The organism is Minwuia thermotolerans (assembly GCF_002924445.1).
In the GTDB taxonomy this organism is placed as follows: domain Bacteria; phylum Pseudomonadota; class Alphaproteobacteria; order Minwuiales; family Minwuiaceae; genus Minwuia; species Minwuia thermotolerans.
Genome location: NZ_PIGG01000014.1, coordinates 24,633 through 44,588 on the forward strand (window position 1 = coordinate 24,633; position 19,956 = coordinate 44,588).

The following is a 19,956-nucleotide window of genomic DNA, read 5'->3' on the forward strand; positions in this document are numbered from 1 at the left end:
TTCGGGGAGGACCGACCCTATGAGCCTGAATGAAGAAGTCGAACTGCTCAGGCAGATTCCGATGTTCCAGAAGGTGGAGCAGTCGAAGCTGAAGCTGCTCGCCTTCACCTCGGAGCGCCTGGTGTTCCAGCCGGGTCAGGTGATCTGCGAACAGGGCGAACGCGGCGACAGCATGTACGTCATCGTCGACGGCGACGCCGACGTGATCGTCAACCTGCCCGCCGGGCCGCTTACCGTGGCGCAGCTGCACAAGAACAGCTTCTTCGGCGAGATCGCGATCCTGTGCGATATTCCCCGCACGGCGACCGTCAAGGCGACCACCGAGCTGACGACGCTGCGCATCACCACGGACCTGTTCTACCGCCTGGTCGCGGAGTTCCCGCAGATGTCGATCGAGATCATGCGCGAAATCGCGGCGCGTCTGGACCGTACCACGCGGGACCTGCAGTTGACGCAGAAGGAACTCGCCGAAGTCCGCGAACATCAGGGCGGCTGATTCCCGCCCCATGTCCCGCCTCGATTCCTTCATCCAGCGGCTGCAGGCGCAGCGCGCCTGTCTCGACGCCGCCGCGGCCATGATCGCTGACCTGCCGGGGCCGGCGCTGGAACTCGGCCTGGGCAATGGCCGGACCTACGATCACCTCAGGACACTGCTGCCCGGGCGCCGCATCTTCGTCTTCGAACGCGAGGTCAGGGCCCAGCCGGACTGCGTGCCGCCGGCGGCAGATCTGTTTCTGGGCGACTTCACCGAGCAACTGCCCGGCGCCATGGCGCGCATGGGCGAACCCGCGGCCCTGGTCCATGCCGATATCGGCACCGGCGACAAGGCGGCCAGCCTGGCGCTGGCCCGTTCCATCGCCGGCGCGGTCGTCGATCTGATGCGCCCGGGCGCCGTGCTGCTTTCGGACCAGCCCTTCGAGGATCCGCGCCTGCATACCGCGCCCCTGCCCGACGGGGTGGCTGCAGGCCGCTACCACCTGTCCATCGCAACGGAGTGACCATGACTGACGTCCAGGACCGCGCCCGGCGCGTATTGGAGATTCTCGAGCGCCGACCGCTCGCGCCGGCGACGGAACTGCTCGGGTTCAGGCCGATCGATGTCGATCCCGATCGCGGCTACGCTCGCATCGGCTATACGGCAAAGCCGGATTTCTGCAATCCGCTGGGCGTCATCCAGGGCGGCTTCCTGACCGCCATGGTCGACGAGGCTATGGCCATCGCCTGCGTTGCGATGGCGGATTTCGCCGTCTTCGTACCGACGCTGGAACTGAAGGTGAGCTTCCTCAACGCCGGCTATCCCGGGCCGATGGAGGCCGAGGGCCAGGTGCTGCGCCTGGGCAAGTCGGTCGCCTTCCTGGAGGGCTCGCTGTTCGACGGCGACGGCAAGCTGCTGATACGCGCCTCGGCCACCGCGCGGGTCACGCGGCGCGACAGGATCGACGCCGCGAGAAAGGCCGGCCGCGGCGGCTGAACCTCAGGCGGCGGCGGCCGGCCGGACGACCGGCCGCTCGTCGATCGGCCAGTGCACCAAGCCGGCGAGAATGCCCAGCGCGATGCTCATCCACCAGACGATGTCGTAGGACCCGGTGGCGTCGAACAGCATGCCGCCCAGATAGGCTCCGCCGAAGGAGCCGATCTGGTGGCTGAAGAAGACGACGCCGGCCAGCATGCCCATGTACTGGGGACCGAAAATCTGGCCCACCAGTCCCGTGGTGAGCGGCACCGTGGACAGCCACAGCACGCCGATCATGGCCGAGAAGACCAGCACAACCTCGACGGTGGTCGGCATCAGGACCAGGAACAGGATCGCCACCGCCCGCGCGAAGTAGAGGAAACTGAGCAGGTACTTCTTGGAATAGCGGTCGCCCAGCGCGCCGGCGGCCAGGGTGCCGCCGATGTTGAAGGCCCCGACCGTCGCCAGGGCGACGCCGCCCACCCAGGGCTCCAACCCCGAATCCGCGACATAGGCCGGCAGATGCAGGCCGATGAAGGCGACATGGAATCCGCAGACGAAGAAACCGCCGATCAGCAGCCAGTAGCCGCGATGCCCGCCGGCTTCGCGGATGGCCTCGCCGAAGCTCTGGCTGGGCCCGGCGGTGTAGGCGGGGGGCCGGCCGGCGAGCGGCAGGGCCAGCGGAATGATCAGCGCAACCGCCGCCGCCATCATGACGAGGGTGAAGACATAGCCGTAGCTGCCGATGAACAGCGGCGCGAGCGGCGAGATGGCCAGCTGCCCGGCGGAGCCGCCCATGGTGACGATCGACATCGCCAGCGTTCGGCGATGAACCGGGGTATGCCGCGCGACCGTCGCCATGCCGATGCTCATCGATGCCAGGCCCTGGGCCAGGCCGATCAGGACGCCGCCGGTCAGGTGCATCAGCAGCGGCGTCGTCGCTTCCGCCATCAGCAGCAGGCCGACGACGTAGAGCAGGCCGCCCAGCGACAGAACCCGGCCGGAGCCATAGCGGTCGGCGAGGCCGCCGGCGAAGGGCTGGGTCATCCCCCAGACGATGTTCTGGATGGCGAAGGTGAGCCCGAAGATCTCCCTGCCCCAGTCCATCTGGCTGGAGATCGGCTCAAGGAAAAGGCCGAAGGTGGATCGCATGCCCATGCCCAGGAACACGATCAGCGCCGCCGCCAAGATCATCAGCCAGAGTGGCCGCGCCGTTGCCCCCGTCATGTGCTTTTCCCCTTCGTTCGCGAACTGGCCGGTTATCTGTCGCGCGGCGACGGAATTTCCAGCATCAGGCAGGTCGTGGTGGCGTGCGCCAGCAGCCGGCCTTGGCTGTCAGTGATGCGGCCCTCCGCCGTTGCCGTCGTGCGGCCGACATGAATGGTCTGCCCGGTGGCGCGCACGGGGCTGCCGTCATGGGCCATCACGCGGATATAGTTCACCTTCAGCTCCAGCGTCGTGAAGGTACGGCCCGCCGGCAGGGCCGACTGGATGGCCATGCCGGTGCACGAATCCAGCAGCGTCGCAGCATAGCCGCCGTGGACGATACCGTTGGGATTCAGATGCCGTTCGCTCGGACGGGCCTCGAAGACAGCCTTGCCGAAATCCGCTTCCACCAGGGTGAAATCCAGGGTCCGCCCGATGCTGGCGATGTCACGTCCGCCGTCCATCATGGCGCGGATCGCCTCCAGTCCGCTCAACCCGGCGAAATTCGGCCGCTCGTTCATGGCGTTTCGTTCCCTCACTGCTTTACGGGAACGGAAACTGGCGCGGGCGGAGGGAAAGTCCAGATCACGCGGGGCGGCGGCCTGTCCAGCCCATGCGCAGGGCGTAAACGGCGGCAGTCCAGACCAGCACAGCCATGGCCTGGTGCAGCGCCCCCAGCCAGACCGGCACCACCATCAGCAAGGTGGCGATGCCCAGGACAATCTGGATCAGAACGAGGTGCAGCGCCGCCGTTGCCGCGGAACGCGCAGGTCGCCCGATGCGGCGGCCGGCGAAAAACAGCCAGACCGCAGCGGCGGCGATCAGATAGCCGACGGTCCGGTGCAGGAACTGGATCGTCGTGACGTCTTCGAACGCCGCCAGCCACCAGGGCGAGGTGTCGAACATGTACGGCGGGATCAGGTCGCCATCCATGGTCGGCCAGGTGCTGTAGGCAAAGCCCGCATTGGTGCCGGCCACGAAGGCGCCGATGACAATCTGCACAGCCGCCAGAACGCCAAAAACCGTCGCCGCCGTCCGGAAGCCCGCCGTGACGGCGGGCGGCGCGGCGCCCCGGCCGCGCAGCGCCCATGCGGTCCAGATCAGCAGGGCGTAGATCGCGAAGGCCAGGAACAGGTGCGCCGCCAGCCGGTATTGGCTGACGTCCGGATTGTCGATCAGGCCGCTCTGGACCATGTACCAGCCGAGCGCACCCTGGGAGCCGCCCGCCAGCAGCAGGAAGATGAACCAGGGCGCCTGGGATCGGCGGATCCGTCCCGTCGCCAGGAAGAACACCAGAGGCGCAAAGAAGGCGAGTCCGATGATCCGGCCAAGCAGCCTGTGGGCGAACTCCCAGGCGTAGATTGTCTTGAAATCCGCCAGGCTCATCCCCGCATTGACCTTCTGGTATTCGGGGAAGGCCTTGTACTTCTCGAACTCCGCCTGCCAGGCCGCCTCGCTCAGGGGCGGCAGCCAGCCGGTGACGGGCCGCCACTCGACCATGGAAAGACCCGATTCGGTCAGCCGGGTGATTCCGCCGACGACGATCATGACGAAGACGAGGGCGGCCACGGCGTAGAGCCAGAGGACCACCGCGCGCTGGTCGCGGTCTGCGCGCACCCCGGCTCCGGAATCGATGATTGTGCTCATGAAGGGAATTAAGCCCCGGGACGCCCCCGCTTCGATGCGCCGATTGCCGCATCCGACCGGAAACGCAAAACCCCCGGCGGCGTCGGCCGCCGGGGGTTCCGGAAGATCACTGGCCGGAAAGCCGGCTCAGGACTGGTTCAGGCGCACCGCGATGAACAGCCGGTCCTCGCCCCGCTGCACCAGCAGAAGGACGGAGCGGTTCTCGTTCTTCGCCGCCGCATCGACCTCGGCGGCAACCTCCTTGGGGTTGGTGACCTCTTCCTGGTTCACCTCGATGATGACGTCGCCCGGGCGCAGGCCCTTCTCGGCCGCCGACGAATCGGGATTCACCTCGGTGACCACCGCGCCGGTCTCGCGCTCGATGCCGAACTCCTGGGCCAGGGCCTCGGTGATCGGGCTGAGCGTCAGGCCGAGCGAACCGACGGTGCTGCTGGTATCCTCGCGCGGCTCAGACGGCTCGGTCATCGACAGCTGTTTTTCAGCCTGCTCGAGTTCACCGAGTTCGACCTGGAAGGTCTGCAGTTCGCCCTTGCGCCAGACCTCCACCGGCACGGTCTTGCCGACGGCGGTTTCGGCGACGATGCGCGGCAGCGCACGCATCTCATCGATCTCCTGGCCGTTGAACTGGACGATGACGTCGCCCGACTTGATGCCGGCCGCGCCGGCCGGGCTGTCGTCGGTGACACCGGCAACCAGGGCGCCGCGCGGCTGCTTCATGCCCAGGCCCTCCGCCAGTTCCTCTGTTACGGTCTGGATGCGGACGCCCAGCCAGCCGCGCTTGGTGCGGCCAAACTTCAGCAACTGCTCGACCACCGGCTTGGCGAGGTTCGCCGGCACCGCGAAGCCGATGCCGATGGAGCCGCCGGTCTGCGAGAAGATCGCGGTGTTGATGCCAATCACCTTGCCGTCAGTGTCGAACAGCGGTCCGCCGGAATTGCCCTTGTTGATCGAGGCGTCTGTCTGGATGAAGTCGTCATAGGGTCCGGAGCGGATGTCGCGGCCGCGCGCCGAAACGATGCCGGCGGTGACCGTGCCCCCCAGACCCAGGGGGTTGCCGATGGCCACGACCCAGTCGCCTTCTTCGGCCGTGTCGGAATCGCCCCAGCCGGCGACTGTCAGCGACATGCCCTCCGGCGGTTGGACGCGCAGCAGCGCGACGTCGGTCTTCGGGTCCGTGCCCACCAGCTCCGCGTCCAGGCTCTCGCCGTCATGGAAGAACACGCGGATCTCGTCGGCGCCGTCGATCACGTGATTGTTGGTGACGATCAGACCTTCCTTGTCGATCACGAAACCCGAACCGACAGAGGTCAGCGGCCGACGGTTGGGTCCCTGCTCCTGGCGGCGGTCGAAAAAGTCCTTGAAGAACTCCTCGAAGGGCGAGCCCTCCGGCACCTGCGGCATCTCGAAACCCTCGTGCGGGCCCGCCTTGCCGGCCTGCTGGGTCACCTGAATATTGACGACGGCCGGCTTCAGCCGCTTGACCAGCGGCGCGAAGCTCTCCGGCGTCGACTTGGCGAAGCTCGCGGTCGCCGCCATCAGCATGGACAGCAGGACCAGCAGGGCCACGCCGTAGCTCATCAACCGGCCGGGCTCCGGACGGGGCGCGACAGCGGCCCCGCGCCCGACGGGTCGATCGATGCGATTGGTTGTCACTGTGTATTGCTCCTAGCCGGGTATCTGGGGAAACAGGCTTCAACGCATTTATGGGTGGCCCACACGTGCTTCAAGCCTGCGCTTGCCCCCGTTTGCTTTCCAATTGTGGCGTCAGCTTGACCCAATTGGACAATGATATGGCGTGTTGACCCGCACCGCCAATCGCTTCTCGCCAACGTGATCGGGCCGGACGTGCATTCACGCGTCCAGGAGATCGCTCCGCAAGATCAGGCGGGGATGTCGATCTCGTAGGCTCCGACGCCGCCGCCGCCGCCCTGTGCGCCATAGGCGCTGGCCGCGCTGCGGTGCTCGGCCAGGGCGCGACCGTCGGCCGGCGCAACCTGCCCGTCCAGCAAGGCGAAGACATGGCCACCAAGATCGTCGCCGCTGACCGCTTCCAGGCCGACATCGGCCGCCGAGGCGGCCATGCCGATCGGGCCGCCGAACAGCAGCCCCCCGGCAATACGCGCAGGAGCGCTGATCTGGTCGCCGGTGAAGTGGCGGTAAATCGCGCCGATTACCGGCAGATGCTGCAGCGGATTGACGACGTCCAGAATATCCCAGAACCCGAGCTGGCTCTCGCCGGCGGCGCCTTCCGGCTGCGCCGCCGGCTCAGGCGATACCGGCGGCGGCTCGCCCCGCATCGGAAACATGTTCATGGGATAGATGACCATGACCGTCCGAAAGCAAGGCACAGGCCAGTAGAGGGACCGCGGAATTCCGCCGCCGCCGCGATCGCGGCATTCGGTCGCCCGGCAGAAAATTCACCCCCCGGCGGGCCGGCGCCTAAAGAAAGTGCCCGGTGCGGCTTTTCTTCGTCGCCAGGTAGTCGGCGTTGTGGGGATTGGCGGGAAAGCTGTGTGGCACGCGCTCGACCACCTCGATACCCTCGGCGGCCAGACCCGCGACCTTTTCCGGATTGTTGGTCATCAGCCGCACGGCGGAGAAGCCGAGCCGCTTCAGCATCTCGGCCGCGGGCGCGAAGAGCCGTTCGTCGGTCTCGAAACCGACCCTGAGATTGGCGTCGACGGTGTCGAAACCCTGGTCCTGAAGCGCGTAGGCGCGCAGCTTGTTGATCAGGCCGATGCCACGCCCTTCCTGCGCCATGTACAGCAGGATGCCGCCGCCTTCCGCCGCGATCGCCGCCAGCGCGCCGCGAAGCTGCTCGCCGCAATCGCACTTCATGGAGCCCAGCAGATCGCCCGTGAAACATTCGGAATGCACCCGGGTCAGCACCGGCCGGTCGCGCGGCGGGTCGCCAACGACGATGGCGAGATGCTCCAGACCGCCGTCAGCGGGCCGGAACGCGGTCAGCCGGGTGTTCTCCGCGTCCCACAGCGGCACCCGGGCCGCCGCCACCCGCTTCAACTCCGCCGCCGCATCCGCCTCCCGCGCCATGATCGCCCCGGCCGCAACCGTCATCAGACCGTGGCTGTCCGGATCCGCACCGGCGGCGAGGGGGGCGACGATGGCGGCAGGCAGCAGGCGTGCGATCTTGCAGAGCTGCACCGCGGCGACGGCGAAGGCGGGCGGCGAGTCCTTCACTTGCGGAAACGGGCCGCGAAGTCCGCCGCTCAGGTCGTGTTCCGGATCGGCGATCTCGGCGGCGAGGTCGCGGTTCAGCCGCTCGTCCAGCGGCACGAGCTGCACCGGATGGCCCGACGGCAGGATATGCAGCACATTGGCCCGGCGCGCCGTCAGCGCCAGCTGCGCCGGACCGCCGGCGAACATCGTCATCTCCCGGAAATCGGCTGCGCTCGCCGTCTCCACGGAAACGGCGACACCGGCCGAGACCTTGTCCCCGATGCAGACCGGGAGACCCCGGCGCAGATCGGCGGCGGCGCGGTCGACCTCGCGCACGGCGCGAAGGCGCTGTTCGGATGGCGGGGCGGGGGTAATTGCGTTCTCCTCCGGTTCGGTGCGGGAAGCTATACTCCGTCGTCGCCGCTTCTTGAAGGCTCGGCGCGCGCAATCCGGCCCGGCGCCGCAATGGGCGCCACATTTCGATCACTTGCCTTCACACGTTGATGTGACCTGAAATCGAATATGTAACGTATTGGTGATGGCCCGGCGTTGTGGCGATGAAACAGGTTGAACGGCGTGTTGGCCGATCAGATTTGTCTCATGTCTCGAGAATTGATTTGACACTGAGGGGTTGGACCATGATGGGCGGCAAGAGGATCCTGCTGATCGACGACGACGAGGCGCTGCGCACGACGCTGGCCGAACAGCTGGGTCTGCACGAGGAATTCGAGACGCGCGAGGCCAGCTCCGGCCAGGCCGGGATCGAAATGACGCGGCAGGAGCATTTCGACCTCATCCTGCTGGATGTGGGCCTGCCGGACACGGACGGGCGCGAGGTCTGCCGGGCATTGCGCAAGAACGGGTTCAAGATGCCCATCATCATGCTCACCGGCGCGGATTCGGACGCCGAGGAAATCCTGGGGCTGGAATCGGGCGCCAACGACTACATCACCAAGCCGTTCAAGGTCGGCGTGCTGCTGGCCCGGATCCGCGGACAGCTCCGCCAGCACGAGCAGAGCGAAGATGCCGTCTTCACCATCGGTCCCTACAGTTTCCGGCCCGCCCAGAAGATGATGGTCCACAAGCAGTCGGAGAAGAAGGTCCGGCTGACCGAAAAGGAAACCTCGATCCTGAAATACCTGTTCCGCGCCGGCGAGAAGGCGGTCGGGCGGGATATCCTGCTGCACGAGGTCTGGGGCTACAACGCCGGGGTGACGACGCACACGCTGGAAACCCACATCTACCGCCTGCGCCAGAAGATCGAGCCATCGCCGTCCGAGGCGCAGATCCTGGTGACCGAACCCGGCGGCTACAAGCTGGTGCCCTGACGAAACGCTTTCCCCGGCGCGCCGCAACGGCTATCGCCTGAGCGGTAATGGTTCGGGAGGGCGCGAACGTGGCCAGGGCCGCCATCATGGTGCAGGGCACCGGCTCCAGCGTCGGCAAGTCGATGCTGGTGGCCGGCCTGTGCCGGCTGTTCGCCGACCGGGGTCTTGCGGTCCGGCCATTCAAGCCGCAGAACATGTCCAACAACGCTGCGGCGACCGCCGACGGCGGCGAGATCGGGCGCGCCCAGGCGACCCAGGCGCTGGCCTGTCGCGTGCCGCCCACCGTGGACATGAATCCCGTGCTGCTGAAACCCGAGAGCGAGATCGGGGCGCAGGTCGTCGTCCAGGGCCGGCGGCTGACGACCGCACGCGCCCGCGACTACGCGAAGCTGAAGCCGCAACTGCTGGAGAAGGTGCTGGAGAGCTTCCGCCTGCTGTCGGCCGAGGCGGACCTGGTGATCGTCGAGGGCGCCGGCAGCACCGCTGAGGTCAACCTTCGCGCCGGCGACATCGCCAACATGGGCTTCGCCGAGGCCGCCGACATCCCGGTCGTCCTGGCCGGTGACATCGACCGCGGCGGGGTGATCGCGCAGATCGTCGGCACGCACGCGCTGATTCCGGAGGCCGAACGGGCGCGCATCCGCGGCTTCCTGGTCAACAAGTTCCGTGGCGACTCCAGCCTGTTCGATGACGGCCGCGACCTGATCGCCCGGCGCACCGGCTGGCCCGCGCTGGGTGTGGTGCCATGGTTCGCCCATGCCGACCGCCTACCCGCGGAGGACGCGATGGAGCTGGCCGGACGTTCGCGCCGGCGCGAGGGCGCGTTCCGTATCGCCGTGCCCGCCTTCAGCCGTATCGCCAATTTCGACGACCTCGATCCGCTGGCCGCGGAGCCGGGCGTCGACCTGGAGATCGTCGCCGCCGGCCGCGCCCTGCCCGGCGATGCGGACCTGATCCTGCTGCCCGGCTGCAAGTCGACCACCGGCGAACTGCGCCATCTGCGCGCCCAGGGCTGGGATATCGACATCCTGGCCCATGCGCGGCGCGGCGGGCGCGTGCTCGGCCTCTGCGGCGGCTATCAGATGCTGGGCCGGACCGTGGCCGATCCCGAAGGCGTCGAGGGTCCGGTCGAGACGGTGGAGGGACTGGGCCTGCTGGACGTGACGACGGTGATGACGGCTGAGAAGCGCACTGTTCCGGTGGCGGGCAGCCACCCGGCGAGCGGGGCGGCGGTCTCGGGCTACGAAATCCATATCGGACGCACCGAAGGTCCCGACCGGTCGCGGCCCTGGCTGGAGATCGAAGACCGCCCGGAAGGCGCGGCCAGCGCCGACGGCCGCGTGCTCGGCAGCTACGTCCACGGGCTGTTCGGCGACGACGGTTTCCGACGGGCCTTCCTCGCCGGCCTCGGCGCCGAGGCGGACAACACGCTGGTCCACGCCAGCCTGGTGGAGCAGACGCTCGACGAACTCGCTGCGCATCTGGAGGCGCATCTCGATTTCGGTGCGGTCGCCCGTATCGCCGGGCTGTAGACGCCTACAGCCGTCCCATGGCGAACAGCAGCAGGAACGGCATGGTCAGGAAGGAGATGGCGGTCGAGATCAGCACCGAGCCCGCCACCGCGCCCGGGCGTTGCTCGTAGGCCGCCGCGAACAGGTAATTGAAGACCGCGACCGGCATCGCCGACTGGATCAGGATGACGCCGCGCGCCGCGCCTTCCAGCGACAATAGTTCGGCGACTGCGAACCCGACACACAGTCCGACCGACAGGCGCAGCACGGCCACAACCGCGCCCTCGCGAAGACTGCGTGCCTCCAGCGAGGCGAGCGAAACGCCCAGCGCGATCAGCATCAGCGGGATGGCGATCCCGCCAAGGACATCCAGCGTGTTCTGCAGCCAGGCGGGCAGCGCCGTGCCCGTCGCCATCAGCGCGATGCCGATCAGGCTGGCGTGGATCACGGGCGTGCGCAGGACGGTGCGGAAGGTCATGCGTCCCGAGACCAGGGCGATGCCGCCGGTGAAATGCCAGGCCGCATTGACCGCGAAACAGGCAATGCCGAGGGCCAGCCCTTCCTCCCCGAAGGCGAAAAGACAAAGCGGCAGCCCCATGTTGCCGACATTCGCCATCATCATCGGTGTCAGGAAAGCCCGGAGCGACATGCGGAAAAGCAGCAGCGCGAGCCCACCCGCGACGCCGAAACCGACGAGGGTAAGGGCGACCGCCAGCATCATTTCCGACAACGCCCCGGCGCCGACCTTCAGGCCGGCCAGGGTCGCAAGGATCAGCGCCGGCGTGCTGACATTGGTGGCGATGGCCGTGATCGTGGCGGTGTCGAAGGGCAGCCGCATCCGGCCCCAGACAAAGCCGATTCCGGCGATGAGGAAGACAGGCGCAATGATGGCGGCGAGTTCGGCAGTCAAGCGCGGCGGCCGCTATTCTTCGCTCTCGGGCGGGGTGATCCTGAGGCGGTTGATGCGGTTGCGGCGGCGCTCCAGGACCTCGAAGGTGAAGCCGTGGAAACGGAATATCTGGCCCTTGTCGGGCAGCGCCTGCGCTTCGTAGACGACCAGTCCGGCGATGGTCGTCGCCTCCTCGTCGGGCAGATTCCAGTCGAAGCGCCGGTTGAGATCGCGGATGGTGACCGAACCCTCGATCTCGTAGGTGCCGTCGGGCAGCGGCTTGATGCCGGCCGTGACCGGATCGTGCTCATCGGAGATGTCGCCGACGATCTCCTCGAGAATGTCCTCCAGGGTCACGATGCCCTGCAGCGAACCATATTCGTCGATGACGAGGGCGAAATGCGCGTGACGGCGCCGGAAGGCGTTGAGTTGCTCGCGCAGGGTCGTCGTTTCGGGCACGAACCAGGGCTCCCGGGCGATCTCGTCGATGTCGAGTTTCGATGGATCGCCGTCGTTCTTCACCAGTTCCCGGGCCAGATCCCTGGCGTGGAGGACGCCGACGATCTCCTCCTGCTCGCCGCGCCACAGCGGAATGCGGGTGTGGTTGCTGGCCAGCGCATCGGCGACGATCTGCTCGGGCGGGTTGTCGGCGTTCAGCGTCACCACCCGGCGGCGGTGCATCATGACTTCGGAAACGTCGACGTCGTCGAGTTCCAGGATGGAACCCAGCATATCCTTGGCGGTCTTGCGAACCGTGCCCTCGCGGGCGTGCAGTTCGATCGTCCCCTTCAGTTCGTCCTCGACCGAGATGTCATTGTCCGCCAGCCGGTGTGCGCCCAGGGCGCGCAGCGTCAGGCGAACCACGAACTGGACCGCATAGACCGCCGGCGAAAGCACCCGGACAAGGAGATCGACGGCCGGCGCGACGGCCAGCGCGAAGCCGTCCGGGTTGCGGATGGCGTAGGTCTTGGGCAACACCTCGGCGAATATCAGAACCAGCAGAGTCATGACGATGGTCGCCACCGCCACGGCTGCGTCGCCGACCAGCACGATCAGCACGCTGGTCGCCAGCGAAGACGCCAGGATATTGACCAGATTGTTGCCGAGCAGGATGGAGCCGATCAGGTTCTCCTTCTGCTCGACCAGCCTGCTCACGCGGACCGCACGCTTGTTGCCCATCCGTCCGAGATGATGCATGCGCGCCCGCGACGCCGCGGTCAGCGCCGTCTCGGAGCCCGAAAAGAACCCCGACAGCACGAGCAGCAGCACGATCGCCGCGATGGAGATGATGATTTGCCAGTCCATGGTCAGGCAGCCTCGCCGGAAAGGTAGGCGCTGACCGCGGGGGCTTCCACGTCACGGGTGACGAAGGCCTCGCCGATGCCGCGCACCAGTACGAATGTCAGACGGCCGTCGCGGACCTTCTTGTCCTGCGCCATGTGATGCAGCAGCCGTTCCGCTGGGACGCCGTCCAGACCCCGGTCGGCCGGGCGGACAGGCAGGCCGACGGCGGTGAAGTGGCGGCGCACGCGCTCGACATCCTGTCCGTTGCAGAGCCCGAGCCGCGCCGACAACTCGAAGGCCTGGACCATGCCGATGGCCACTGCCTCGCCGTGCAGGATGGTGCCGTCATAGCCGCCCTCGGCCTCCAGCGCGTGGCCGAAGGTGTGGCCGAGATTGAGCAATGCCCGCTCCCCGCTCTCGCGCTCGTCGGCGGCGACGATCCGGGCCTTGGCCTGGCAGCTCCGGGCCACGGCCTCGATCCGCGCCGCCCGGTCGCCCTCGATGAGGGCGGGACCGTTGACCTCCAGCCAGTCGAAGAATCCCCGGTCGCCCAGCAGGCCGTATTTCACCACCTCGGCGTAACCGGCCAGCACTTCGCGCCGCGGCAGCGTATCCAGCGCCGCGACGTCCGCCAGCACCAGGCGGGGCTGGTGAAAGGCGCCGATGAGGTTCTTGCCCTGGGGGACGTTGACGGCGGTCTTGCCGCCGACCGAGCTGTCGACCTGGGCCAGCAGCGTCGTCGGCGCCTGGATGAAATCGACTCCGCGACGCAGGATCGAAGCGGCGAAACCGGCCAGATCGCCGATGACGCCGCCGCCCAGGGCCAGGATCATGTCGTCGCGGCCGACGCGCCGGTCGATCAGGGCGCCGCAGAGATGCTCCAGTTCGGCGAAGGACTTGGTCGCCTCGCCCGGCGGCAGCACGATGGCGGCGGTCTCGATCCCGGACCGGACGCAGGATGCTTCGACCGTCCCCAGATGGGCGTCCGCGACATTCCGGTCGGTGACAATGACGACGCGCGGCCGGGACAGGACAGCCTTCATCGCGTCGCCGGCCGCGGCGAGCAGCCCGGCGCCGATGGCGATGTCATAGCTCCGGGCCCCGAGATCCACCCGCACGGTCCGGGTCATGGCTGATCGGCTCCGATGACCTGCATGATTCGGTCGACCACCAGGTCATGGGCGTCGCCGCCGCTTTCCACGGTGAAATCCGCCTCGGCATAGACCGGGTAGCGCTCCTCCATCAGCCGGCCCAGCGTCTCGCGCGCGCTGCTCCCCTTCAGCAGCGGCCGGTCGGCGCGCCGCGCGCAACGCCGCACCAGCGTATCCAGATCCGCCTTGAGCCAGATCGAGCGGGCGCGGTCGCGAATCATCCGCCGGGTCTCAGGATGCATGAAGGCGCCGCCGCCGGTGGCGATGATGATGCCGTCCTGATCCAGCAGCCGCGCCAGCACGCGGCGTTCGCCATCGCGGAAATGCGCCTCGCCGAAGCGCTCGAAGATCTCCGGAATGGACATGCCGGCGGCGCGCTCGATCTCGTCGTCGGCGTCCACGAACCGCCGCGACAGCCGCTGCGCCAGGCGGCGGCCGACCGTGCTCTTGCCCGCGCCCATCAGTCCGACGAGCACCAGCGAAGGCTCCCGCGTCTGTTCCGGCATCGGCGCCGCGCCCGCATTGGGCATCGACAAGCTTCCTTTCTCCCGCCGGCCAGTGCGCGGATTTGAATGCGCCACACATGGCCGATAGACTTTTCGCGTCCGCTTCATATTCTACAGGTTGCCGTACGCCGGCAATCTCGGACGGCGAGGCCGGACTGGTAAACCCGTTGTCGTAGCTCAGGGAAATTCCGCCGAACCATGCGCCGCTTTCTACTCATCATTGTCGTCCTTGTCGTGGCGCTTGTCGCCGGCGGCGCGATTTTCGTCGCGACCTGGGACATCCCGCCGCCCACCAAGGAAGTCCGCAAGGTGGTGCCCAATGACCGTTTCTCGCGCTAGGGCCGGCCTCGGCCTGGCCGCCGCCGCGGCCATCCTGCTGGCCGTCGCCGGTGCAGCCGCGCAGAACCCCCCACGCAGCCTGGTGCCGGACGCCGCCCCGTCGGAGCGTCCCGGCCCCGTCAGGGAGTCGGACGTCCGCGTCGACCGCCTGGAGGCGCCCGGACGCGCGTCCGTCGGGCTGCTTGGCCCCGGCGAAAGCGGCCTGCCGGAGGATCTCTGGAACGGCGCCGACCGCGCAACCGTTGCGGCGCTGCTGCGCCGCCTGCCGCCCTATTACCGCTCGGCCACAGCCCGGGATCTGGCGCGGCGGCTTCTGCTGTCGACGGGCCGCATGCCGGCTGGCGGGATATCCGACGCGGAACTGCTGGCCCTCAGAATGGAGCGTTTGCTGACCATGGGCCAGGCGCAGAGCGTCGTGGCCCTGGCCGAGGCGGCCGGCGGCGGCATCTCCGAGCCGGAGGTGGCGGAAATTCTGGCGGAAGCGCAGTTCGCACTGGGCGAGGTCGACAGCGCCTGCGACACCGTTCAGGTGGCCGTCCGCGCCGGCGGCAGCGGTTACTGGCAGCGGGCTTCCGTCTTCTGCGACTTGCGGGCCGACCGCCGCGCCGACGCGGAACTGATGCGTTCGCTGATCGCCGAGTCCGGCGACCCGGACACAATCTTCCGCGACCTGGCCGACGCCGTCGCCGACGAGACCCCCGTCACCGTCGAGGCTGACCCGTCGATGCGGGCGCTGCATCTGGCGATGCTGCAGGCCGCGCCCTCGGCAACCCTGACCCGGGCCGAGAACCTGCCCCCCTATCTGGCCGCCATCGTCGCGTCGGGCTCCGGACACGATCCGGCAACGCGGATTGCAGCCGGCGAACGCGCGGTCGCCCAAGCGGGGCTGGCGCCGTCTGTGGTGATGCTGGTCTACGACATGGAGGGCGCCGCCGATTCGCCCAGCCCCTATCGCGAGCCCGTGGTCTCGGCGATGGTCACGCAGGAGACGGCGGGCCGCGCCGAGGCGCTGAACGAGCTCTGGAGCCGCGCCGCCAAATCCGGCGACCACGACCTGGCCGCCGGCTACGCTCAGGGCATTCTCCAGCGCCTGGAGCCCGGTTCGGCCGTCGCCTTCCTGGCGCCGGCGGCGATCCGCATGTCGCTGCTGAACGGCGGCTACGAGCGCGCCGAAGCCTGGATGCGCATCCTCGACCGCGGCGCCAGCAGCGGCGGCGGCGATCTGGTCCAGGCCAACACGGCTTTCCTCCCGCTGGCGCAGGTGGCCGGGCTGACCGGCACGGATACGCGCAAGCTGCGCGTATGGTGGTCGGTGACCACCGACCAGCCGCAAGGCAGGACGCGCGCGCTCAGGGTGCTGATGGCGCTGGACGCACTGGGCCGGCCGGCGGATGCGGACCTCTGGGCCGACCTCCTCGCCGGGGACATGCAAGCTGTCGCCGGCGTCGACGAACCGGCATTGTGGCGGCAACTCGTCATGGCCTCGGGCAACGGCGCGACGGGCGTGGCCCTGCTGGCCGCGCTGGCGCTGACCGGAACCGACAGCGCCGGCGAACTGGATCCCGTCACCCTGTCGACCATCACCGGCGTCCTGCGCCGCGCCGGTCTGCAGGCGGAAGCGCGGCAGTTGGCGATCGAGGCGGTCATTGCCCAGGGGGACTGACCTCCCTGCGCCGCGGCCGGACGATGCCCGGCTGATCGAGTTGTTTCTCGACATGATGACGGCCGAGCGCAACGCCGCAGCCAATACCATCGCCGCCTACCGCCGCGATCTGGACGGGCTCGCCGGCTGGCTCGCCGGGCGCGGACGCGCCATCGCGGACGCGGACACGGAGGCGCTCCGGGCCTGGCTCGGTCATCTCTCGCGTCAGGGTCTGGCGGCGGCGACCCAGGCCCGCCGCACCTCCTCGGCGCGCCGGCTCTACGCCTTCCTGCTGGCCGAGGGGCTGCGGGCCGACAATCCGGCCCTTGCCCTCGACGCGCCGAAGCGCGGCCGGTCCCTGCCGAAGACGCTCTCGGTGGAGGAGATCGGCCGGCTGATCGCGGCGGCGCGCGCCCGGCGCGATCATCGCGGCGTGCGCCTGATCTGCCTGATCGAGATTCTCTACGCCGCCGGGCTGCGGGTCAGCGAACTGCTCACCCTGCCCCACCCGACGCTCAGCGGCGACGGCCGTTTCCTGATGGTGCGCGGCAAGGGCGGCAAGGAGCGGCTGGCGCCCATGAGCCCTGAGGCGCTGGCGGCGCTGGCGGATTATCTCGCGGTCCGTGCCCGCTTCCTGACGGGCGGACGGCCGTCGGACTGGCTGTTTCCGTCGCGCGGCGCGGCGGGCCACCTGACCCGTCAGCACTTCGCGCTGGAACTGAAGAAGCTGGCCGGGACGGCCGGCATCCGCCCGGCGCGCGTCTCGCCGCACGTCCTGCGCCATGCCTTCGCCAGCCACCTGCTGGCCGGCGGCGCGGACCTGCGCAGTCTCCAGAAGCTGCTGGGCCACGCCGACATCTCGACCACGCAGATCTATACACACGTGCAGGACGAGCGTCTGACGGACCTGGTTCGAGGCGCGCATCCGCTTGCCCGGCGCTGAGCCACGGTCTATAGCCGGGAGAACTTTCTTCCAGGGGGAATTGCGATGAGCTTCAAGATCGTCGAACAGACCACGCCGCGCCTGAATCGCTGCGAGCTTTCCGTGCCCGGCTCCTCGCCGCAGATGTTCGAAAAAGCCGCAAAGTCAGATGCCGACGTCATCTTTCTCGACCTGGAGGACGCGGTCGCGCCCGATGACAAGCCGCAGGCGCGCAAGAACATCATCGAGGGACTCAACGACATCGACTGGGGCAACAAGACGATGTCGCTGCGCATCAACGGCCTCGACACCCATTACATGTACCGCGATGTCGTCGACGTGCTGGAGCAGACCGGCGAGCGGCTCGACCTGATCATGATCCCGAAGGCCGGCACAGCGGCCGACATCTACGCCGTCGACATGCTGGTCACCCAGATCGAGGCCGCCAAGGGCCGCAAGAAGCGCATCGGCTTCGAGATGATCATCGAGACCGCGCTGGGCATGGCCAATGTCGACGAGATCGCCGCCGCCAGCCCGCGCAACGAATCGCTGCACTTCGGCGTCGCCGACTACGCCGCCTCGACCAAGGCGCGCACCACTTCCATCGGCGGCCCGAACCCGAACTATGGCGTGCTGACCGACGCCGACGACGCCGGCAAGCGCGACTATCACTGGGGCGACATGTGGCACTACGCCATCGCCCGCATGGTGGTCGCCGCCCGCGCCAACGGCCTCCGGCCGATCGACGGTCCCTTCGGCGACTTCTCCGATCCGGACGGCTATCGCGCCCAGGCGCAGCGCGCCGCGATCCTGGGCTGCGAGGGCAAGTGGGCGATCCATCCCAAGCAGATCGCCATCGCCAACGAGGTCTTCACCCCGTCCGAGAAGGAAGTCGAGAAGGCCCGGCGCATCCTCGCCGCCATGGAGCAGGCCCAGAAGGAAGGCCGCGGCGCCGTGGCGCTCGACGGCAGGCTGATCGACATCGCCTCGATCAAGCAGGCCGAGGCCATGGTCAAGCAGGCGGAGCTGATCTCCGGCGGCTGACGGCCGCCGGAACTCGAGACGATCCCCATCCCTTTCCCTCCCCCCTTGCCAAGGGGGAGGGTGGATCCGCGCAGCTGATCCGGGTGGGGGATTTTCGCTTTCAGAGGATCGGCGTACCCGCGGCGCACCCTACTCCGTGCCCAGCACGACGCCCTCGCGGCGGGGATCGGCGCCGCCGCGCCAGGCCCCCTCTACCTGCTCGATGCCGTGCAGGCCGCTGTTGAGGCCGCGCACGTTCACCACGTGGCCCATGGCCTCCAACGCGCGCCGCATGTCTTCGACCTCGGCCACATCTTCCAGGTCGGTCGCCCCATTGCGGTTGACGAAGTTGGGCAGGTCGATTGCCTGCTGCACCGTCAGGCCAAGATCGAGCACGCCGATCAGGGTCCGGGCCACATAGCCGATGATGCGGCTGCCGCCCGGCGAGCCGATGGCCAGGCGGAAGCCGCCTTCCCGATCCAGCACGATGGTCGGCGACATGGAGCTGCGCGGGCGTTTGCCGGGCTCGACGCGGTTGGCGACGGCCAGCCCGTCCGCGTCCTCGGGCGCAAAGGAGAAATCCGTGAGCTGGTTGTTGAGCAGGAAGCCGCGCACGAATATCCGCGATCCGAAGGCGTTCTCCACCGACGACGTCATCGAAACCACGTTGCCCGCCGCGTCCGCGATGACGAAGTGCGTCGTCGCCGGCTGCGTCAGATCATCGCCGTCGCGCAACCCCCGCTGCCGGGGCAGGCCGGGAGCCGCGTCGCCCGAAGCCACCGTCACATCGATCTCCGCGGCGCGGCGGGCGAGGTAGTCGGGATCGAGCAGTTCGGCCACGGGAACATCGACGAAATCGCTGTCGGCCAGGAACCGGGCGCGGTCGGCATAGGCGCGCTTCTCCGCCTCGGCGACCAGGTGGACCAGCACCGGCGCTGGTCCGGCGCTGCCCAGGTCGAATCGGCTGAGCATGCCGAGGATCTGCGCCACCGCGACGCCGCCCGAGGTCGGCGGCGGCATGCCGCAGACCCGATGCGCGCGGTATGGCATGCAGACCGGCGGCCGCCGTTTCGCCGCGTAGCCCGCCAGATCCGCTTCGCTCAACAGCCCCGGATTGTCCGCATGGCCACGAACCGCGGCGACGATGTCGGCGGCGACCGGGCCTTCGTGCAGGGCGTCGGCCCCGCCCTCGGCGACAAGTGACAGCGTCTCGGCCAGCGCCGGGTTCCGCAGTACGTGGCCGACGGGCCAGGCCGCGCCGTCTGCATCGTAGAAGTACGGCGCCGCGGTCGGCGAGGCCTTGAGGTAGCGGTCGCGGTCCAGCAGGTAGTGCAGCCTGGGCGTCACTTCGAAACCGTCGCGCGACAGGCGGATGGCGTCTTCGAACAGCCGCGCCCATTCGAGCCTGCCGTGATCCGCGTGCGCCAGCTCGAGCATGCGCAGCACGCCGGGGGCGCCGACCGAGCGGCCGCCGACCACCGCCTCGAAGAAGTCCAGCGGCGTGCCGTCGTCGTTCAGGAAAAGGGCCGCCGTGGCGGCCGCCGGCGCCGTTTCGCGGCCGTCATAGGCCTCCAGCCGGCCGCTTTCGGCGCGCCAGTGCAGCATGAAGGCGCCGCCGCCGATGCCCGACGATTGCGGCTCGACCAGGGTCAGCACCGCCTGCACGGCGATCGCTGCATCCACCGCCGAGCCGCCGTCGCGCAGCACCGCCATGCCGGCTTCGGCAGCCAGCGGGTGCGCTGCAGCCACCATGGGCGGGCGCGTCTCCGCCCTGACCGATCCGAGGGCGGCCAGCAGGGCAACGGTGATTATCAGAATGCGGATCATGGCTCCCTCCACCGAATTCGCCGGCCGGATCCGGGCCAGGCGCAGGCTCGG

The 19,956-nt window shown here is 68.5% G+C and carries 20 protein-coding genes; 9 read left to right on the top strand and 11 right to left on the bottom strand.

All coding sequences use genetic code 11. The annotated features are described in order from the left end of the window. Nucleotides 1–19: 19 nt before the first annotated feature. Genes CWC60_RS02455 through CWC60_RS02465 form a run of 3 tightly spaced genes read left to right on the top strand, consistent with a single transcriptional unit; the run spans nucleotide 20 to nucleotide 1,471 of the window. Nucleotides 20–496, top strand: a complete 477-nt coding sequence (locus CWC60_RS02455) for a cyclic nucleotide-binding domain-containing protein (protein ID WP_109792478.1) — start codon at nucleotides 20–22, stop codon at nucleotides 494–496. 10 nt (nucleotides 497–506) lie between these two features. Further along, nucleotides 507–998, top strand: a complete 492-nt coding sequence (locus CWC60_RS02460) for a class I SAM-dependent methyltransferase (protein WP_109792479.1) — start codon at nucleotides 507–509, stop codon at nucleotides 996–998. A 2-nt stretch (nucleotides 999–1,000) separates the two neighbouring features. Then, nucleotides 1,001–1,471, top strand: coding sequence for a PaaI family thioesterase (locus tag CWC60_RS02465; protein WP_109792480.1), 471 nt, complete (start codon nucleotides 1,001–1,003; stop codon nucleotides 1,469–1,471). 3 nt (nucleotides 1,472–1,474) lie between these two features. Here the strand turns inward: CWC60_RS02465 and CWC60_RS02470 are convergent, their stop codons facing one another. From CWC60_RS02470 to ribA, 6 genes are all read right to left on the bottom strand, one after another. Beyond that, a complete protein-coding gene (locus CWC60_RS02470; protein WP_109792481.1) occupies nucleotides 1,475–2,680 on the bottom strand; it encodes an MFS transporter in 1,206 nt (401 codons plus the stop codon). 32 nt (nucleotides 2,681–2,712) lie between these two features. Further along, the gene (locus tag CWC60_RS02475) at nucleotides 2,713–3,180 is read right to left on the bottom strand and encodes a PaaI family thioesterase (RefSeq protein ID WP_109792482.1); all 468 of its coding nucleotides are present in this window, start codon (nucleotides 3,178–3,180) and stop codon (nucleotides 2,713–2,715) included. Between the two features lie 64 nt (nucleotides 3,181–3,244). Further along, complete coding sequence (locus CWC60_RS02480; RefSeq protein WP_109792483.1) at nucleotides 3,245–4,306, bottom strand: COX15/CtaA family protein; 1,062 nt, start codon at nucleotides 4,304–4,306, stop codon at nucleotides 3,245–3,247. A 126-nt stretch (nucleotides 4,307–4,432) separates the two neighbouring features. Next, nucleotides 4,433–5,884 carry a DegQ family serine endoprotease gene (locus tag CWC60_RS02485; protein WP_109792484.1) on the bottom strand — a complete coding sequence of 484 codons (1,452 nt, stop codon included), beginning with the start codon at nucleotides 5,882–5,884 and terminating at the stop codon, nucleotides 4,433–4,435. A 302-nt stretch (nucleotides 5,885–6,186) separates the two neighbouring features. Continuing rightward, a complete protein-coding gene (locus CWC60_RS23440; protein ID WP_164516329.1) occupies nucleotides 6,187–6,633 on the bottom strand; it encodes a hypothetical protein in 447 nt (148 codons plus the stop codon). Between the two features lie 112 nt (nucleotides 6,634–6,745). Beyond that, a complete protein-coding gene (gene ribA, locus CWC60_RS02490) occupies nucleotides 6,746–7,819 on the bottom strand; it encodes a GTP cyclohydrolase II (protein WP_206419733.1) in 1,074 nt (357 codons plus the stop codon). 305 nt (nucleotides 7,820–8,124) lie between these two features. Here ribA and CWC60_RS02495 point away from each other — a divergent pair, with 305 nt between their 5' ends. Then, nucleotides 8,125–8,811 (top strand): response regulator transcription factor, encoded by a 687-nt coding sequence (locus CWC60_RS02495; protein WP_109792605.1) that lies wholly within the window; start codon nucleotides 8,125–8,127, stop codon nucleotides 8,809–8,811. A 47-nt stretch (nucleotides 8,812–8,858) separates the two neighbouring features. Next, entirely contained in the window at nucleotides 8,859–10,343 is a 1,485-nt protein-coding gene (locus tag CWC60_RS02500) for a cobyric acid synthase (RefSeq protein WP_109792486.1), read from the top strand. Between the two features lie 4 nt (nucleotides 10,344–10,347). Here CWC60_RS02500 and CWC60_RS02505 read toward each other — a convergent pair whose 3' ends face one another. Genes CWC60_RS02505 through CWC60_RS02520 form a run of 4 tightly spaced genes read right to left on the bottom strand, consistent with a single transcriptional unit; the run spans nucleotide 10,348 to nucleotide 14,176 of the window. After that, entirely contained in the window at nucleotides 10,348–11,232 is an 885-nt protein-coding gene (locus CWC60_RS02505; protein ID WP_109792487.1) for an AEC family transporter, read from the bottom strand. A 12-nt stretch (nucleotides 11,233–11,244) separates the two neighbouring features. Continuing rightward, nucleotides 11,245–12,516, bottom strand: a complete 1,272-nt coding sequence (locus CWC60_RS02510; RefSeq protein WP_109792488.1) for an HlyC/CorC family transporter — start codon at nucleotides 12,514–12,516, stop codon at nucleotides 11,245–11,247. A gap of 2 nt (nucleotides 12,517–12,518) precedes the next feature. Beyond that, nucleotides 12,519–13,625 (bottom strand): 3-dehydroquinate synthase, encoded by a 1,107-nt coding sequence (aroB, locus tag CWC60_RS02515; RefSeq protein ID WP_109792489.1) that lies wholly within the window; start codon nucleotides 13,623–13,625, stop codon nucleotides 12,519–12,521. After that, nucleotides 13,622–14,176, bottom strand: a complete 555-nt coding sequence (locus CWC60_RS02520; protein WP_109792490.1) for a shikimate kinase — start codon at nucleotides 14,174–14,176, stop codon at nucleotides 13,622–13,624. The genes aroB and CWC60_RS02520 overlap by 4 nt, the downstream gene beginning before the upstream one ends. A 174-nt stretch (nucleotides 14,177–14,350) precedes the next feature. Here CWC60_RS02520 and CWC60_RS23445 point away from each other — a divergent pair, with 174 nt between their 5' ends. From CWC60_RS23445 to CWC60_RS02535, 4 genes are read left to right on the top strand one after another with little or no spacing between them, the layout of a single operon-like run. After that, complete coding sequence (locus tag CWC60_RS23445; RefSeq protein WP_164516330.1) at nucleotides 14,351–14,491, top strand: hypothetical protein; 141 nt, start codon at nucleotides 14,351–14,353, stop codon at nucleotides 14,489–14,491. Then, nucleotides 14,472–16,154 carry a hypothetical protein gene (locus tag CWC60_RS02525; RefSeq protein WP_109792491.1) on the top strand — a complete coding sequence of 561 codons (1,683 nt, stop codon included), beginning with the start codon at nucleotides 14,472–14,474 and terminating at the stop codon, nucleotides 16,152–16,154. The genes CWC60_RS23445 and CWC60_RS02525 overlap by 20 nt, the downstream gene beginning before the upstream one ends. Beyond that, nucleotides 16,138–17,076 (top strand): site-specific tyrosine recombinase XerD, encoded by a 939-nt coding sequence (locus CWC60_RS02530; RefSeq protein WP_206419735.1) that lies wholly within the window; start codon nucleotides 16,138–16,140, stop codon nucleotides 17,074–17,076. Before CWC60_RS02525 ends, CWC60_RS02530 begins: the two co-directional genes overlap by 17 nt. Nucleotides 17,077–17,121: 45 nt before the next feature. Continuing rightward, complete coding sequence (locus CWC60_RS02535) at nucleotides 17,122–18,099, top strand: HpcH/HpaI aldolase/citrate lyase family protein (protein ID WP_109792493.1); 978 nt, start codon at nucleotides 17,122–17,124, stop codon at nucleotides 18,097–18,099. A gap of 129 nt (nucleotides 18,100–18,228) precedes the next feature. On the opposite strand, the gene ggt is transcribed toward CWC60_RS02535, so the two are convergent. Continuing rightward, nucleotides 18,229–19,905, bottom strand: a complete 1,677-nt coding sequence (gene ggt, locus CWC60_RS02540; protein ID WP_109792494.1) for a gamma-glutamyltransferase — start codon at nucleotides 19,903–19,905, stop codon at nucleotides 18,229–18,231. Between the last annotated feature and the right edge of the window lie 51 nt (nucleotides 19,906–19,956).

Coding starts and splice junctions, on each gene's coding strand:
- CWC60_RS02455 (WP_109792478.1), top strand. CDS start 20: ATGAGCCTGAATGAAGAAGTCGAACTGCTCAGGCAGATTCCGATGTTC.
- CWC60_RS02460 (WP_109792479.1), top strand. CDS start 507: ATGTCCCGCCTCGATTCCTTCATCCAGCGGCTGCAGGCGCAGCGCGCC.
- CWC60_RS02465 (WP_109792480.1), top strand. CDS start 1,001: ATGACTGACGTCCAGGACCGCGCCCGGCGCGTATTGGAGATTCTCGAG.
- CWC60_RS02470 (WP_109792481.1), bottom strand. CDS start 2,680: ATGACGGGGGCAACGGCGCGGCCACTCTGGCTGATGATCTTGGCGGCG.
- CWC60_RS02475 (WP_109792482.1), bottom strand. CDS start 3,180: ATGAACGAGCGGCCGAATTTCGCCGGGTTGAGCGGACTGGAGGCGATC.
- CWC60_RS02480 (WP_109792483.1), bottom strand. CDS start 4,306: ATGAGCACAATCATCGATTCCGGAGCCGGGGTGCGCGCAGACCGCGAC.
- CWC60_RS02485 (WP_109792484.1), bottom strand. CDS start 5,884: ATGAGCTACGGCGTGGCCCTGCTGGTCCTGCTGTCCATGCTGATGGCG.
- CWC60_RS23440 (WP_164516329.1), bottom strand. CDS start 6,633: ATGGTCATCTATCCCATGAACATGTTTCCGATGCGGGGCGAGCCGCCG.
- CWC60_RS02495 (WP_109792605.1), top strand. CDS start 8,125: ATGGGCGGCAAGAGGATCCTGCTGATCGACGACGACGAGGCGCTGCGC.
- CWC60_RS02500 (WP_109792486.1), top strand. CDS start 8,859: ATGGTTCGGGAGGGCGCGAACGTGGCCAGGGCCGCCATCATGGTGCAG.
- CWC60_RS02510 (WP_109792488.1), bottom strand. CDS start 12,516: ATGGACTGGCAAATCATCATCTCCATCGCGGCGATCGTGCTGCTGCTC.
- aroB (WP_109792489.1), bottom strand. CDS start 13,625: ATGACCCGGACCGTGCGGGTGGATCTCGGGGCCCGGAGCTATGACATC.
- CWC60_RS02520 (WP_109792490.1), bottom strand. CDS start 14,176: ATGCCCAATGCGGGCGCGGCGCCGATGCCGGAACAGACGCGGGAGCCT.
- CWC60_RS23445 (WP_164516330.1), top strand. CDS start 14,351: ATGCGCCGCTTTCTACTCATCATTGTCGTCCTTGTCGTGGCGCTTGTC.
- CWC60_RS02525 (WP_109792491.1), top strand. CDS start 14,472: ATGACCGTTTCTCGCGCTAGGGCCGGCCTCGGCCTGGCCGCCGCCGCG.
- CWC60_RS02535 (WP_109792493.1), top strand. CDS start 17,122: ATGAGCTTCAAGATCGTCGAACAGACCACGCCGCGCCTGAATCGCTGC.
- ggt (WP_109792494.1), bottom strand. CDS start 19,905: ATGATCCGCATTCTGATAATCACCGTTGCCCTGCTGGCCGCCCTCGGA.